The sequence below is a fragment of the Sphingobium sp. JS3065 genome, assembly GCF_026427355.1.
Classification (GTDB): domain Bacteria; phylum Pseudomonadota; class Alphaproteobacteria; order Sphingomonadales; family Sphingomonadaceae; genus Sphingobium.
Genome location: NZ_CP102664.1, coordinates 2427675 through 2443137, shown reverse-complemented (window position 1 = coordinate 2443137; position 15463 = coordinate 2427675). Strand labels below are relative to the sequence as shown.

Annotated in this window: 17 protein-coding genes; 6 read left to right on the top strand and 11 right to left on the bottom strand. The window is 64.5% G+C overall.

Annotation, left to right across the window (positions count from 1 at the left end; genetic code table 11):
* Positions 1-62: 62 nt before the first annotated feature.
* Together NUH86_RS11885 and NUH86_RS11880 are read left to right on the top strand one after the other, a co-directional pair.
* A complete protein-coding gene (locus NUH86_RS11885) occupies positions 63-578 on the top strand; it encodes a CHAP domain-containing protein (protein WP_267249702.1) in 516 nt (171 codons plus the stop codon).
* Positions 579-652: 74 nt separating this feature from the next.
* Entirely contained in the window at positions 653-1336 is a 684-nt protein-coding gene (locus NUH86_RS11880) for a CHAP domain-containing protein (protein WP_267249701.1), read from the top strand.
* A 133-nt stretch (positions 1337-1469) separates the two neighbouring features.
* Here NUH86_RS11880 and NUH86_RS11875 read toward each other — a convergent pair whose 3' ends face one another.
* From NUH86_RS11875 to NUH86_RS11845, 7 genes are all read right to left on the bottom strand, one after another.
* The gene (locus NUH86_RS11875) at positions 1470-1745 is read right to left on the bottom strand and encodes a DUF3297 family protein (protein ID WP_267249700.1); all 276 of its coding nucleotides are present in this window, start codon (positions 1743-1745) and stop codon (positions 1470-1472) included.
* Between the two features lie 31 nt (positions 1746-1776).
* Positions 1777-2634 carry a S1 family peptidase gene (locus tag NUH86_RS11870; RefSeq protein WP_267249699.1) on the bottom strand — a complete coding sequence of 286 codons (858 nt, stop codon included), beginning with the start codon at positions 2632-2634 and terminating at the stop codon, positions 1777-1779.
* A 4-nt stretch (positions 2635-2638) separates the two neighbouring features.
* Complete coding sequence (locus NUH86_RS11865; RefSeq protein WP_267249698.1) at positions 2639-3061, bottom strand: DUF350 domain-containing protein; 423 nt, start codon at positions 3059-3061, stop codon at positions 2639-2641.
* Between the two features lie 133 nt (positions 3062-3194).
* A complete protein-coding gene (locus NUH86_RS11860) occupies positions 3195-3491 on the bottom strand; it encodes a hypothetical protein (protein WP_267249697.1) in 297 nt (98 codons plus the stop codon).
* Positions 3492-3599: 108 nt separating this feature from the next.
* Positions 3600-4841 (bottom strand): SAM-dependent methyltransferase, encoded by a 1242-nt coding sequence (locus NUH86_RS11855; RefSeq protein ID WP_267249696.1) that lies wholly within the window; start codon positions 4839-4841, stop codon positions 3600-3602.
* A gap of 31 nt (positions 4842-4872) precedes the next feature.
* On the bottom strand, positions 4873-5625 hold the full coding sequence (locus tag NUH86_RS11850; protein ID WP_267249695.1) for a molybdopterin-binding protein: 753 nt from the start codon (positions 5623-5625) through the stop codon (positions 4873-4875).
* Entirely contained in the window at positions 5622-6338 is a 717-nt protein-coding gene (locus tag NUH86_RS11845) for a cytochrome b/b6 domain-containing protein (protein WP_267249694.1), read from the bottom strand. Before NUH86_RS11845 ends, NUH86_RS11850 begins: the two co-directional genes overlap by 4 nt.
* A 399-nt stretch (positions 6339-6737) precedes the next feature.
* Between NUH86_RS11845 and NUH86_RS11840 the strand changes: the two genes are divergently transcribed.
* Positions 6738-7241 carry an outer membrane protein gene (locus NUH86_RS11840; RefSeq protein ID WP_267249693.1) on the top strand — a complete coding sequence of 168 codons (504 nt, stop codon included), beginning with the start codon at positions 6738-6740 and terminating at the stop codon, positions 7239-7241.
* Positions 7242-7293: 52 nt separating this feature from the next.
* Here the strand turns inward: NUH86_RS11840 and NUH86_RS11835 are convergent, their stop codons facing one another.
* The 3 genes from NUH86_RS11835 to NUH86_RS11825 all read right to left on the bottom strand — a co-directional run bounded on the left by NUH86_RS11835 (position 7294) and on the right by NUH86_RS11825 (position 9625).
* Positions 7294-7719 (bottom strand): hypothetical protein, encoded by a 426-nt coding sequence (locus NUH86_RS11835; protein WP_267249692.1) that lies wholly within the window; start codon positions 7717-7719, stop codon positions 7294-7296.
* 106 nt (positions 7720-7825) lie between these two features.
* Positions 7826-9085: a 23S rRNA (adenine(2503)-C(2))-methyltransferase RlmN gene (gene rlmN / locus NUH86_RS11830; protein WP_267249691.1), complete on the bottom strand. Its 1260-nt coding sequence runs from the start codon at positions 9083-9085 to the stop codon at positions 7826-7828.
* A gap of 60 nt (positions 9086-9145) precedes the next feature.
* Complete coding sequence (locus tag NUH86_RS11825; protein ID WP_267249690.1) at positions 9146-9625, bottom strand: hypothetical protein; 480 nt, start codon at positions 9623-9625, stop codon at positions 9146-9148.
* A gap of 169 nt (positions 9626-9794) precedes the next feature.
* On the opposite strand from NUH86_RS11825, the gene dnaN reads away from it, so the two are divergent.
* Positions 9795-10907 (top strand): DNA polymerase III subunit beta, encoded by a 1113-nt coding sequence (gene dnaN, locus NUH86_RS11820; RefSeq protein ID WP_267249689.1) that lies wholly within the window; start codon positions 9795-9797, stop codon positions 10905-10907.
* 340 nt (positions 10908-11247) lie between these two features.
* Here dnaN and NUH86_RS11815 read toward each other — a convergent pair whose 3' ends face one another.
* A complete protein-coding gene (locus NUH86_RS11815) occupies positions 11248-13935 on the bottom strand; it encodes a TonB-dependent receptor (protein WP_267249688.1) in 2688 nt (895 codons plus the stop codon).
* Positions 13936-14099: 164 nt separating this feature from the next.
* On the opposite strand from NUH86_RS11815, the gene pip reads away from it, so the two are divergent.
* Entirely contained in the window at positions 14100-15053 is a 954-nt protein-coding gene (gene pip / locus NUH86_RS11810) for a prolyl aminopeptidase (protein ID WP_267249687.1), read from the top strand.
* 2 nt (positions 15054-15055) lie between these two features.
* The gene (locus NUH86_RS11805; RefSeq protein ID WP_267249686.1) at positions 15056-15382 is read left to right on the top strand and encodes a hypothetical protein; all 327 of its coding nucleotides are present in this window, start codon (positions 15056-15058) and stop codon (positions 15380-15382) included.
* The last annotated feature ends 81 nt before the right edge of the window (positions 15383-15463 follow it).

Sequence of the window (15463 nt, the reverse complement as noted above, 5' to 3'; positions counted from 1 at the left end):
GCGTCTGCCCTAAGTCTTTTCACGGGTTTAGTTCCAAAAAGATGGTCGGGGGTCGCATTTCTATGATCGGTGGTTTTCGCGCTTTTGTCGCAGCGGCAACGCTCGCACTGGGCGCCCTGATCACGACTTCCGCCGCCGCCGGCACGCTCCAGTGCGCGCCCTTCGCCCGCCAGGTTTCCGGTATCGAACTATACGGCAACGCCAATAGCTGGTGGGGCCAGGCCGAGGGCCGCTACGACCGTGGTCATGAACCGCGCGTCGGCGCCGTCCTGGCCTTCGCCGCCAGCCGCTCCATGCCGGTCGGCCATGTCGCCATGGTCAGCAAGGTGATCAGCGACCGCGAAGTGCTGCTGACCCACGCCAACTGGTCCTATCGCGGCGGTATCGAGCGCAATGTCCGCGCCGTCGACGTGTCGCCCAACAACGACTGGACCGACGTGCGCGTCTGGTACGGTCCCATCGGCGGTCTGGGCCTGCGTCCCAACCCCGCCAAGGGCTTCATCTATGCGCATAAGGCCGTCGATGCGCCCGTGCAGATCGCCATGGCCGATCACGACGCCGCCCGAGGTGCTTTCTGACATTTTAACCATTTCCTAAGGGCCGCTGCCTAATTTCATCGGCAGTGGGGCGATTCAAAGATTTTTGGGGTCGCATGAAATTGGGAAAGATGCGCTGGGCGGCCTTGCTGCTGACCAGTCTGACGACAACACCTGTGCTGGGCGCGACCATGCTGCAATGCGTGCCCTATGCGCGCATCGTGTCCGGCGTTCAGATCTATGGCGACGCGCTGACCTGGTGGGACCAGGCGGAAAATCACTACAGGCGCGGTCATATGCCCCGCAAGGGCGCGGTGCTGGCATTCCGGCCCGTGGGACCGATGGTGCTGGGTCATGTCGCCGTGGTCAGCAAGGTGCTGGACGAGCGGCGCGTGCTGATCCGGCATGCCAACTGGTCGGCGCCCGGCGCAATCGAGGAAGATGTGCTGGCGCTCGACGTGTCGGAAGAGGGCGACTGGAGCGAGGTGCGCGTCTGGCACAGTCCGACCAATCGGATGGGCGCGCGCAGCAACCCGACCTTCGGCTTCATCTATCCCGACAAACCGCAATTGCGGGAGTTCCGGCCTGATCCGGCGCTGGGCGGCAGCACGCGCTTCGCCAGCCTGAATGTCGCCAGGGACAATCCGGAGGAGGATGCCGTTCCGCCGCGCAGAAACGCAGGTGGGCAGCCGCGACTGACGGTGGACCTTCGCGCCATCCGCTATGCCGATGCGACGCCCTCCGCCCGTTCGCTGCGCGACATCATCGCGGACGTGAAGCGCGATGCGGCGTTGCGCTAGAGCGATTTCCAGTCAGATGGCATCATCTGACGTTTAAGAAATCGCGGTAAAACAAAGGAATAGAGCGGTCGATCTGATTCAATCAGATCGAAAACCGCTTTAAGGTGTAACGCGGCTCTGCCTCAGGCGAAAATTATTCCGCCTTGTCCGTCGTTTCTTCCGCGCCCTCTGCCGAATTCTCGAACCAGGCCTCGACCGGTCCCGACAGCTTGATCGTCAGCGGTTGGCCATGACGGTCGCGGCTCTTGCCCGCCGCGACGCGAATCCAGCCTTCGGAAATGGAATATTCCTCGACATCGTTGCGCACCCGGTCCTTGAACCGGATGCCGATGCCGCGCTGAAGCACGTCCATGTCGAAAAAGGGGCTTTTCGGGTTGGTGGAAAGGCGGTCGGGGGGCGTGTCGCTCATGATGGTCCAAATCCTGTCAATCTGGCGCGACCTAGCCTTTCGGCCTGCCCGCCGTCAACCGCCCTGGTCCATCGTCGACATCGCAGAAGATGCGCCGGATCACCCCCTGCGCCAGCCAGGATTCGAAGCGCGCCTGCGCATCGGCCAGATCCAGGAAGGGATAGGCCACCGGTCGGTCGCTCACTGCCCGGCTGGCGACGACCAGCCGCATCATCGCATCGGGCGCGGTGGTCAATATCCGCCCGCGCCGGTCGGTGGCGGCGCTGTTGACGCCGACCACATGCCCGTCCTCCGCGAAGACCGGCCCGCCGCTGATGCCCGACAGCGTGCCGTCGCCCATCGGAAGGCGCGCATGTTCGGCCCAGGCGAGCACGGGCTGCGTCTCCTCCCCCGCGCCGCGCCGGGCGCGGGCGGCGCCGATCAGCTCGGATATGACCAGCGTCGGCTGTCCCCCCGGAAAGCCCATATGATAGCCGACCGATCCCGGCGGCGGCATCTGGTCCGACAGCGGCAGGGCATGGTCGCTCGCCACGCCGCCCCGCACCAGCGCGGCGTCCGCTTCCCGGCTTTCGACCAGCCGGGACACGGGCCGGGCAAAGCCGCCCTGCTCTATGCCGACGCGGGTGCAGCCATGGGTGACATGCTCGGCCGTCAGCCATGCCCCGCCGCGATCGACGGCGAAGGTCGTGCCCATGCTGTCGGCGGGCGCTTCGGCCCGTTCCTCGATGACGAAGCTTTCGTCGCTCCATTGCGGCATCGGACGGCGGGGCGTGCGGGGATCGAACGCCTCGACATGCAGGGGCGTCGGTTTCGTGACCTCGCTGATCCACAGCAGCGCAAGGATGATGCCAAGCAGGCCGGGCAGACAGCCGAAGCGCCGTGTGCCCACGACATCAACTCGCTATGGCGCCGGCGGTGAGGCAGGCGATGGCGGCCTTCATCATCGCCAGGAAAATGGCGGCCGAGCGTTCATTGGACTCGATCCGGGTGGAAAGCTGGCCCAGCAGGAAATCGACGACGCGAAAGGCGATGAGTTGCAGGATCAGCGTCACGCTGCCCCAGATCATGATGTCCCAGACATTGACCGACCCGGCGAGGCAGAAACCCAGCGGCACCGCCAGCCCAATTGCCGCGCCGCCCAGCGAAATGGCAGCGGCGTCATTGCCCGCCCGGATCAGCGCGAATTCGTCATGCGGGGTGATCCACATATAGAGCGCCAGCGCCGCCACCCAGGCCAGAGTCGCGCACGCCAGATGCAGCAGGAAGATCGGCAGGCCCGACAGCAGGCTCTGGATGACGGGCATGGGATCGGTCATGCCGGTCAAAATGCCCTAAGCCATGGCCGGACGCAATTGCAGACGGCCTATGTCCAAGGGCGGAAAAGGGGTGGCTTCGTCCCCCCTCCCGCCTGCGGGAGGGGGAATGTCCCGGATTGGCCAAATAATCAGCTTAGTTGCAGACCCGCACCTTCACGCGCCGGTCGCGATAGTGATTATACCGCCACTCGGTCCAGCAACGCTGGCGATAATGGCCGCGCCAGTAACGCCGGTCGCCCCGCCAGTGACGGCGGTCGTCATTCCGCCAGTCGCGACGCCCATCCCAGCGTCGGTCGTCGTAGCGGTCGCCGCGATAGCCGTCCCAATAGGCGTAACCGCCATAATATTGCGCCTGTGCAGGGGCTGCGCTCACCCCCATGGCGGTGATCGCCAAGCTCAGTGCCGCCGCGCCCTTCCACAAGATATTCATGTCCGACTCTCCTCAACATGCGCCCGCCGCCGGGCCATGAAGGGAAAGATGCACATGGCCGACTGAACCGTCCGCGAACGGCGCCGTCAGCCAATATTCATGGATCGATCAGCGCCCTCGCAGGGCGTTTTCCGCCGCCAGCATATAGTCGCGTGTGATCGGCAGCGAACGGCGATCCCGGACATATTGGACCTGATAATTCACCATTCCGCCATGTTCGAACACGGTTGCCGCCCCGGCCAGATAGAAGGTCCACAGGCGAAAGAACCGCTCGTCATAAAGCGCCACGATATCCGCCTTGTGCGCCAGCGTCCGCTTGTACCAATCGCGGATGGTGAGGCCGTAATGCAGCCGCAGCACCTCCACATCCGTGACCATCAGCCGCGTGCCCTCGCTGCCCTGGATCATCTCCGACAGTGCGGGGATATAGCCGCCGGGGAAGATATATTTCTGGGTGAAGGCGTCGGTGATGCCCGGTCCGTCGATCCGCCCGATGGTGTGGATCAGCATCACCCCGTCAGGCGTCAACAGGTCGCGGCATTTGTTGTAGAAGGTCCGGTAATCCTTTGTCCCGACATGTTCGAACATGCCGACGGACACGATCCGGTCGAACGGCCCCTCCATATCGCGATAGTCGATCAGTTCGAACCGCACATGATCGGCCACGCCCGCATCCTGCGCCCGTTGCCGCGCCACCTTCAACTGCTCCTCCGACAGGGTGATGCCGGTCACGTCGACGCCGCAGGTGCGGTGCAGGTACAGCGCCATGCCGCCCCAGCCGCAGCCTATGTCCAGCACCTTCATGCCCGGCTTCAGGTGCAGCTTGGCGGCGATATGCGCCTTCTTGTCTTCCTGCGCCTGTTCCAGGCTGATGCCGGTCTCATTGTCGGCATCGGGGAAATAGGCGCAGCTATATTGCTGGTCGCGGTCCAGGAACAGCGCGTAGAGCGCCCCTGAAAGATCATAATGATGCGCCACATTGGCCTTGGCCCGCGCCCGGTGGTTGGCGGCCCATAATTTGCGCCGGACCGCCTTGAACCCGCGCTTGACCGATCCCAGGTCGCTGATCGACTTGCCGCTTTCCCACGCATTGTTGCTGCGGATCAGCGAGATGAGTTCCATGATCCCGCCGCCCTCTATGGCGACGCGCCCGTCGATAAACGCCTCCGCCATGCCGAGGCGCGGGTCCTTGATGATGTCGAACGGCACCCGCGCATCGTGGAATTTCAGCGCCAGCGACGGAAAGCCCGGTTCGGACGCGCCGACCGTGATCTTCCTGCCGTCATGATAGTAGATGCTGAGTTGGCCCCGCGTGACCAGCCGCTTGATGACCCGATCGAACAATTTCATGCGCGCACCCTGTCAGGTGATTCGGCCCGCGTCAAATACTCGCATACCAGTCATAACCGGCATGATCCTCCCAGAAGCCGCCCTTGCCCCCGCCTATGCGCTCCAATGACGCAACTGCCTCAATCCGCATCAAATATTTCGCGTGCTTGTACCCCAGTTGCCGCTCCACCCGCAGCCTGAGCGGTGCGCCGTTCGCTACCCTCAAGGGCTGGTCGTTGAGCGCGAAGGCGAGGATGGTCTGCGGGTGAAAGGCGTCGATCAGGTCGATGCTTTCATAATAGGCACGCCCGCCGCCCATGTCGTCGGCGCAGCGAAAGACGATGTATCGCGCCCCGTCCCGCAGCCGCGCCGCATCCAGAACCCGCTTCAACGGCACGCCGCGCCACTTGCCGATGGCGCTCCACCCCTCGACGCAATCGTGGCGGGTGATCTGTTCCCGATGGGGAAAGGCATGGAGGTCCGCCAGAGAGAGCGACAAGGGCCGTTCGACCAGCCCACCCACCTGCAACCGCCAGTCGGCAAAGCCGTTGCGCCACAGCGCCTTATATTCGGGCGTGTTGGGATTGGCGGTGCCGTTGGGCCGGAAGAAGGGGGAAATCTGGTCCGGGCGGAACTCCTGCGCCAGCGCGTCCCGCGCCATCAGGCTGCGTTGCGCCCATTTGTGGAAATTCTCGGCGGAAAACAGCGCTTCCCGCACAGCCTCCTTCTTCGCCAGCCGGTCGCAGCCCGCCAGGCTCGCCGCGGCGCCCAGCACCAGCGCCCGGCGGCTGAGGATCAGGGTCATGGCTTCTTCCACCCGCTGATCATCGACCGGACCTCGTTCACCGGCCCCGCCAGCAGCACCATCGACATATGCACCAGGAAGAAGGCCGCCAGGGCGAAGGCGGCGATGAAGTGGATCGACCGCGCCGACTGCCGCCCGCCGAACAGTTCGACCAGCCAAGGCCAGGCCGCGTTCATGCCCGGCGACATGGTGAGGCCCGTCAGGATGATGAGCGGCAGCGCGACGAAGATCACGCCGATATAGCTCGCCTTTTGCAGCATATTGTAGCGCAGCGCCGCCTCCCCGGACGGAAAGCGCAGCCGCGCATGATCCTTGATGTCCTGCCAGATCGAACGGGGCGCCAGTTCCCCGCGCCGAAAGGCGAGGTCGCGCCCCAGATGCCCGCCGAGCAGGCTCCAGAGCATGTAGAAGAGCAGCGCGAAGGCGAAGATCGGGGCGGCGGTCAGGTGCCAGTGCCGCGACATCGCCAGATCATAATGAGCGGGCAGGGTGATCCAGCTACCGAACCGCTCCAGCACGAGCCAGCCATGGTCGTAATTCGCGCCATATTGCCCCCAATAAAGCCGGGGATGCGCGTTGAAGATGCCCAGGCCGCTGGTGAACAACGCATAGAGCAGCAGCGCATTCAGCCAGTGCCACAGGCGCGTCGGCCATTTGTGGCGCAGCACCAGCCTGGGTTCGGCGGGTCTCGGCTCGGATAAGGCGCGATCCATAGGCGATGGTTACCCTTTTGCATCAACAGCGTCAAAAATGGCGATCATGATGGGCGGATGAAGCTTTTTTCATGAGCCCGTTCATGTGGGAGCCAGATTGCCGGTTCATAAGCGCCGCTGCCTGGGGTACGAACCCCCGGTCCTTTTCCATTGCAAGTCAAACTGTTGCGAAAAAACATCATGCGGCTGTAAAATTCATATCCAACTTGCAACAACCACAATCGCATTACATATGCGCACCGTCAGCGACACATATCGCTGCATGCAGGACGGGAGGATAAGCCGAATAAAATCGGATTTCCAAGTGACGATGAAATAAAAACGCAACGTCATCCCGTAAAAAGAACAAAACGCCTGCCCTGTTCATGGACTGCGCGTTTCTCGTAATATGAGGACTATATGAAGACTGTGATTTTCGCAGCCCTTGCTGCTGCCGCCGTTTCCGCTCCCGCTTTCGCTCAGGACGCTGCGCCCTTCACCGGGCCGCGCGCTGGCGTCATCGGTGGCTATGACAAGCTGGGCGGCAACGACGGCTTCGCCTATGGCGTGAGCACCGGCTATGACCTGGCTGTCACCCCGAACGTCACCTTCGGCCCGGAAGTGTCGTTCAGCGACACCACCGTCGGCGGCGGCGGCACGGAACTCAGCCGTGACCTGGCCGCTTCGGTCCGCCTTGGCTACATCCTGACCCCGCGCATCCTGGCGTTCGGCAAGGTCGGCTATGCCAACACCCGCTTCGATGTCGGCGGTGCCGGTTTCTCGATCGAAGGCGTGCGTTACGGCGGCGGCGTGGAATTCGCCGTGACCGGCAACACCTACATCTCGGCTGAATATCAGCGCAGCGAGTATGAGCTGAATACGAGCCGTGACGCTGGCGTGGTCGGCATCGGCTTCCGTTTCTAATCCCTCTCGGATAGAACAGGGAAAGGGCGGTCCCGTCGGGGCCGCCCTTTTTCTATGTCCAGGGAAGGGGCTTCAAATCCGGCTCCGCCCAGGCCCGGCGCGCCTCCGCCGACATCAGCCGTCCGCGCGACCAATAGGCGAACAGCCAGTCCTTGTGGGCCATGGGCGAGGCGATCAACGCAGCGAACGCTTCCTCCGGCGTGACGCCTTCCGGCTGGCCCGCCAATACGGCCCGCGCCGCGCCCAGCGACGCCTGCGTGATCGTCTCATGATAGCCGGACGTGTCGCTGTTCACGCCGCCCACGCTTTCATTATAAGCCGCGATCATCCCCGGCATGTCGCGCTCCGCCACCAGATCGCTCCGCCGCAGCATCAGCCATAATGCCGTCGCGAAATGGGCCATATGGGTCCATTCCTCCCTGGGCAGCGTTCTCGCGCAAAAGCCCAGCGCGATCCGTTCGATCTCTTCGTCCGTCATTGTCCATCCTTCTCATGCCGCCCGGACGAAACTCACAAGAAAAACCCCGCCGTTCCGGGCGGGGTTTTCATCTCGCGCCATCAAGGCGCACGTCATCGGCCCCGCTCTATCCGAGCGCGGCTTGCTTCTCCGCCGCCAGCCGGTCCAGTTCGGCCCGGCTCTTCTTCTCGCTCGCGGATTTCAACTGCCCGCAGGCCGCCATGATGTCCCGCCCACGCGGCGTTCGAACGGGCGCGGAAATCCCGCCTTCGAACACGATTTCGGAAAAGCGCCTGATCCGCTCCGGCGTCGAACATTCATAGTCGGTGCCCGGCCAGGGGTTGAACGGGATCAGATTGACCTTGGCCGGCAGCTTATACTGACGCAGCAGCCGCACCAGTTCCCGCGCATCCGCGTCGCTGTCATTCTTGTCCTTGATCATCACATATTCGAATGTGATGCGCCGCGCATTGTTCGCGCCCGGATAATCGGCGCAGGCCTGCAACAGATCCGCAATGCCATATTTCTTGTTCAGCGGCACCAGTTCGTCGCGCACATCCTTGGTCACGGCATGCAGCGACACGGCCAGATTGACGCCGATCTCTTTCCCCGCCCGCGCCATCATCGGCACCACGCCGGAAGTCGACAGCGTGATCCGCCGCCTGGACAGGGCCAGCCCATCGCCGTCCATCACGACCTTCAGCGCGTCGCGCACATGGTCGAAATTATAAAGCGGCTCGCCCATGCCCATCATCACGATGTTGGTCAGCATCCGCCCGTCGGGGCTATATTGCGAAGCGTCGTCCGTTTCATCGTCATTGGCCGATGCCATGCTGCCTTTGGGCCATTCGCCCAGCGCGTCGCGGGCCAGCATGACCTGGCCCACGATCTCGCCCGGCGTCAGGTTGCGCACCAGCCGCATCGTCCCGGTATGGCAGAAGCGGCAGTTGAGCGTGCACCCCACCTGACTGGAAACGCACAGCGTCCCCCGGTCCGCATCCGGGATGAACACCATCTCATAATCCTGCCCGTCATCGGAGCGCAGCAGCCATTTGCGCGTGCCGTCGCTGGACACCTGCGCCTCGACAACCTCGGGGCGGCCCACGATGAAGCGCTCCGCCATCCAGCCGCGCATCGGCTTGGCAAGGTCGGTCATGGCGTCGAAATCCGTCTCGCCGCGATGATAGAGCCAGTGGAACAACTGCTTGGACCGCAGCTTCGCCTGCTTCTGATCGAGCCCCGCTTCCTCCAGCGCGCCCTTGATCTGCGGCCGCGACAGCCCCATCAGGTCGACGCGCCCGTCTTCACGAGGCGTCACGGCGCGGGGCACGGGCACAGGATCGATAGCGCCGGGAATCGGCATCAAGGGGTTGGCGGCTGTCTGCATGGCCGCGCCCATAGCCGATTTCGCGGGAATTTGAAAGCATGACGAACGGGGGAGGGGCGTTCACCGCAACCGCGCGCACCCCAGCGCCGCCGCATCGATCGCCGTAGCCGCGCCCCGCAACGCATAGGTATCCGCAAAGCCCCGCCCGCGCGCATCCCGCGTCTGCACGCTCATGCTGGTCGCGGACCGCATCGCCGCGACGATCGCCGCGTCGGCCCGCGCATCCGGCGCCCAGGCGTCCACCTGCCCCGCCGCCAGCGTGAAGCGACGTTCCCCAACATTCAGGATCACCGCGGCCTCCTTCGCCCGCATCCGGCTCAGGCGGAAATGCACCTGGCCCCGCACTTTTTGCCGCGGCCATGTCCCGACCGCCGCGAAGCCCTGCGACTTCGCCGCGACCGGCAGGGCGATCGCATAACAGCGCGGAGTCCCCGGATCGCGAAACGCCCCCCAAGCCTCGAACACGCCCAGCGAGTCCCGCGCCTGCGCGGCGCCGCCGATCGTCAGCAAGGAAAGGGCGAGGGGCCACAGAGCTTTCACATGCTCCGGCAAAGCGCAAGCCGCTCCTTTTTGCAACCCTTGCCGTAACAAAGGGCCACCCGGCGCTTGCAGGGGCCGCAACAGCGGCTATGAAGGATCATCCATCATTGTCGTCCGGATTCGACTGTCTCCGGGCTTTCGCAAGAAAAGAAACGGACAGAACAGGGACATGAAGGCCACTATCGAACGCGCAACGCTGCTCAAGAGCCTCAGCCACGTCCAGTCGGTGGTCGAGCGGCGCAACACGATTCCCATCCTGTCCAACGTGCTGATCGAAGCGTCGGCGGACGGCGCGATCAAGCTGATGGCGACCGACCTCGACCTCCAGATCGTCGAAAGCGTCTCCGCGCAGGTGGAACAGCCCGGCGCGACCACGATCAGCGCGCACACCCTGTTCGACATCGCCCGCAAGCTGCCCGAAGGGTCGCAGGTGTCGCTCCAGGCGGCGGACGGCAAGATGCTGATCCAGGCGGGCCGCGCCCGTTTCAACCTGTCCACCCTGCCCCGCGACGACTTCCCGGTGATCGCGGAAGGCGACCTGCCGACCAGCTTCGAACTGCCGGCTGAAACGCTCAAGCAGATCATTGACAAGACGCGCTTCGCCATCTCGACCGAAGAGACGCGCTATTATCTGAACGGCATTTATTTTCACGTTTCCGACGACGGCCAGCCCGTGCTGAAGGCCGCGGCGACGGATGGCCACCGCCTCGCCCGCGTCACCGTGCCCCGTCCCGACGGCGCGGACGGCATGCCCGGCATCATCGTGCCCCGCAAATGCATCGGCGAACTGCGCAAGCTGCTGGATGAAGTCGAGGGTTCGGTGCAGATCAGCCTGTCCGCCAGCAAGATCCGCTTTGGCCTGGGCAGTGCGATCCTGACCAGCAAGCTGATCGACGGCACCTTCCCGGATTACAGCCGCGTCATCCCGACCGCCAACGACAAGCTGCTCAAGATCGACCCGCGCAGTTTCGAGGAAGGCGTGGACCGCGTCGCCACCATCGCCACGGAAAAGACCCGCGCCGTCAAGATGACGCTGGAGCGGGACAGGATCATCCTGTCCGTCACCAGCCCGGAAAACGGCACGGCGGCCGAAGAAGTCCCCGGCGCTTTCCAGGGCGAAGGCTTCGATATCGGCTTCAACGCGCGCTATCTGCTCGACATCCTCGGCCAGATCGACAGCGACCTGGTGGAACTCCACCTGGCCGACGCCGCCGCCCCGACGCTGATTCGCGAAGACGACCGTAGCCCGGCGCTCTACGTGCTGATGCCGATGCGGGTGTGATTGCGGCTGCTATTGGCCAATCCAGGACATTCCTTCTCCCTTGAGGGAGAAGGATACGAAGCCTTGGCGACGAAGGAGCCTAGGCGGAGTTGGATGAGGGGGAGCGGGCCTGCGGCCCGCGCGATCCGTTGGATCGCAACCCCCTCACCCAGCTACGACTAAGGCAGCAAGCTGCCAGTCTGCGCAACCCTCTCCCTCAAGGGAGAGGGATTTGGAACGTCCGCCCCACACCCTTTCCTGCCGCTCGGCTGACCTTCCTTCAACGATTGGTCCGCCATCAGGCAAACATGACTTCCTTGCCGGGCATGTCCGGACCGTCGCCGATGCGAGAAAAGGTTCCTCAGAAGAACAGCTTGCGGAAGCTGATGGTCACGGCTCGCCCGATCGGGTCCAGATAGCCCGGCTGGTAGCGCACCGGCGTCATTCCGTTCGCGTCGGTCACTTCCCGCCGCTGGTTGAAGAGATTGTCGATGCCGATCGACACCCGCGTACCCCGCAGGAAGGGATGCCGCTTCACCAGCGACGGCATCTGGCCCAGATTGGCGAACAGCCGCAGGTCGACCGTCGCCAGGCTGCCGAAGTTCAGCCGCGAAGCCCCGCCCGGCGTTCCGCTGAGGGCGCCGTCGACATGGGTGCCGCTTTCCCAATCGACGCCCAGCCGCGCGCCCAGGCCGTTATTGGTATAGCCGACCCGCGCATTGAGTTCATGCCTTGGCTGGCCGCCCGACGATCCGGTCGCATCGCCGTTCAGCAGATCAAGCTTCGGCACGCCCGGCGCGATCAGGATGCTCTCCGTGAAATGCCAGGTGTGGTAGAGGCTGAAGCTGAGCCGCCCGCCACCCCCGCCACCACGACCGCCGCCTCCGCCGAAGCCGCCCGGCCCGCCGAAGCCGCCACCCGGTCCCCGCTGGCCGCCTCCACCGAAGCCGCCGCCGCCTTGGCCGCCCTGACCCCCTTCGCGACGCGGCCGGTCGCCGCCATCCTGCCCCTGCGGCGGCTGCCCCCCGCCGGGTCCGCGATTGCCGAACAGGCCGCGCAGATCCTGCAATTCCTTGGGCCGCTCTTCGGGCTTCGCGCCCGCCGCGCGCCACGCCTCGACCACCTTCTGGATGTGGGATTTCAGCGGAATGCTAAAGTCGAAGCCCCAGCGCAATTGCTCGCTTTGCGAGCGCAGATAGTTGACGGGGAAGGTTCTGATCTCCGTCAACACGCCGCCGCTGCGAACGAACTGATTTGGAAAGGCGTCCTCAATCGCTGGCGACGGCGTCGGGAAGGCAGAAATCGGATTGCGCGTCCGGCTGTTGGTATAGGTTGCCGTCAGCGTCAGGTTGGGCTTTTCGAACGGCTTGATATTGGCGCTGAGGCGGAACTGGTCGCGCACGCTTTCCTTGAGATTCGGATTGCCGCCGCTGACCTGCGTGACAAATACCGTCTGTCCTGTCGCATAGTCGAACACCGACACATTGGGCGTGCGGATTTCCGGATCGGTGATCTGCGTGCCCGTAGGCGCGGCGCGATCCTGATTGGCCGACACCAGCAACTGGACGGCGGGCACAGGCCGCCAGCGCATGCCGTAACCCAGCGTCGACAGCGTGCCGAAGTCGGAATAACGCTGCGCCGCCGCGTTCACATTGACGCCGATGTCGCCCACCGCGCCCAGCACGCCCTTCGACCGGCTGGTGATCGGCATGTCCAGGCTGATCTGCCCGCTGCCGATTTCCCGGTTGTAGCTGCCGTTGCGCTCCACGCCCGACCGGATCGACCGGCTATCGAAGCCATTGGCCGATCCGCCCAGCCGCACAGCCGTCGTCACCGCGCCTGCGGGCAAGTCGAACAGCGATCCTGACAGCAGCAGGTCGCCCTGCACGGCCCTGGATTCGGCCTTTGCCCGGTCGATCACCCGCGTCGACAGCAGGTCCGGTGAAAAGCTGCCGAAGGGGTCGGCGCCCGCATTGATCGCGCCTTGAACCGCATCCTGGCCGAAACCGCGATCGGTGGAGGTGCGGGTGTTGGAATAATCGCCATTGCCGGTGAAGGACCATTGCCACCCGCCGCCCAGCAGCCCGTTCAGCGTCACGCCGACATGACCGGTCGTGCCCTTGATCTGCTGCCCCAGCACGCCCGCCTGACGGAGGTAGCGATAGAAGTTCGTTTCGTCGGCAAAGGGGGAGAAGGGGTTGCCCGCCGCCAGCGTAAGCTGTTCCGCCTCATAGCCTTGCAGGCTGTCGCTGTCCGACAGTTCCAGCCGGCCATTGATGGTCATCGACACCTTGCCCAGAGCGCGGGAGAGTGTCGCGTTGGTCGCGAAGCTCTCCGTCGCCGGGCTGAGCGTGCGGTGGTGCGCCAGTTCGCTGCCGGTCATGGCGTTTTCGCCCACCAGAAACGCATCGATGCCCGAAAGCCGGTTGGCCCGCTCGCCCTGCACCGTCGGCACCACGCCGCGCTCGCTTTCCAGCAGCGAGGCGGCGGTCTTGTACTGCATGTTCAGGGTGAAGCGATTGTCGCCCCGGATGCGCAGCAGCCCGCCTTCCACCGTTCCGTTGTCGCGTCCGCCCTGCGTCGTCGTGCCTGCGCGCAGGTCCACCGTCTCGGCGCGGAAGCGCTGGCGCAGCACGATGTTCACCACCTTCTGCGTCGGCGCATAGCCATAGGCCAGCGCGGTTTCCTCCGGCAGGATGTCGACCCGCGCCACCGCTTCGGATGGGATGTCCTGTATCTCCGAAAAGCTGGAAATCCGCTTGCCGTTCAGCAGGATCACCGGGCTGCCATTGGTCTGCGGCGACAATTCGGTGATCATCTCGGCAATGGAGGTGACGCCCAGGGCGCGGACGTCGGCGGGGGAAAGCTGCTGTTCCGGCTTGATATTGCCGACCACCGCGCCGCGCTGCGGCTGGCCGGTGACGATGATCTCGTCGGCATCGTCCAATGGACCCGCCGGTCCCCTGGGTTCCTCGGTCTGCGCCATCAGCGCGCCGGGCGCCGCGCTCATCATCAACGGAAACAGTATGCAGGCTAGGGAACGGCGCACTTTCAACCCCTTGGAAAGACCTTCAGGCATTCCCCTATAGGGGTGATTTGTCGCAAAATCCTGGCAAGGTCGACAAAGATTTGTCGCAAAATGTAATCCCGCAAATCCCACGGCGTCCCCCTCCGCCAATTGCATTGCCCACCAGAGTTTCTACAGCTTGGCATATGCGCACGCTCTATCCGCCCGTCGAACCCTTCGCTTCCGGCCATCTCGACGTAGGGGACGGCCACCGCCTCTATTGGGAGCGCGCCGGAACGCCCGGCGCCAAGCCTGCCGTCTTCCTGCATGGCGGCCCCGGCGGTGGCATCTCCCCCGACCATCGCCGCCTGTTCGATCCGGCGCGTTATGACATCCTCCTCTTCGACCAGCGCGGCTGCGGCCGTTCCACGCCCCATGCGGAGTTGGAGGCCAACACCACATGGCACCTCGTCGCCGATATCGAACGGCTGCGGGAGATGATGGGCGTCGATCGATGGCTGGTCTTTGGCGGAAGCTGGGGGTCCACCCTGGCGCTTTCCTACGCCCAGACCCACCCCGGTCGCGTGACGGAACTGGTGCTGCGCGGCATCTTCACCATCCGCCGCCAGGAAATCGACTGGTATTATCAGCAGGGCGCCAGCCGCATCTATCCCGACAAATGGGAACGCTTCGTCGCGCCGATCCCGGATGCGGAGCGCGGCGACCTGCTCCACGCCTATCGCCGCATCCTGACCGGCGAGGACCGCGCCGCCCAAATCGCCGCCGCCAAGGCGTGGAGCGTGTGGGAGGGCGAAACCATCCGCCTGCTCCCCGACGAAGCGCTCTCCGCCACGCATGAGGCCGACGATTTCGCGCTCGCCTTCGCAAGGATCGAAAATCATTATTTCGTCCATGGCGGCTGGCTGGAGGAAGGCCAGCTCATCCGCGACGCGGGCAGGCTGGCGGCCATACCCGGCGTCATCGTCCAGGGCCGCTATGACATGGCCTGCCCGGCGGAGACCGCCTGGGCGCTGCACCGCGCCTGGCCGCAGGCCCGGTTCGAGATGATCGAAGGCGCGGGCCACGCATATAACGAACCCGGCATATTGGACGCGCTCATCCGGGCGACGGACGATTTCGCCGCCCAAGCGAAAGGATAGGCATGCGCAATTGGATGGTGCTGGCGGGGGTGTTCACCCTGATGGCCTGCGGAGGCGGCGGCGAGAAAATCACTGCCGTCGACAATCGGACGGCCCCCGAAACCGGCGCCGCCGCCGAGGTGGCCAGGCTGGACGAAAGCCAGCGCAACGGCGTGCTGGAACGGGCTGTGCGGGCGTCCGGGGCGGATTGCCCGACCGTCAGCAAATCGGAAAGGACCGAAGTGCGCCATGGCGTCATGGGCTGGAAGGCCCAATGCAGCAACGGCACCGCGCACCTGATCGAAATTCATGCCGACGGCACGGCCAACGTCACCAGCCGCACGCATTGAACGGTGCGCGACGGCCCTGCGAACGGGCGTTTCCAACCACCTGAAAAACCCTCTATGCCGCTTCCCGACATCATATCGGGA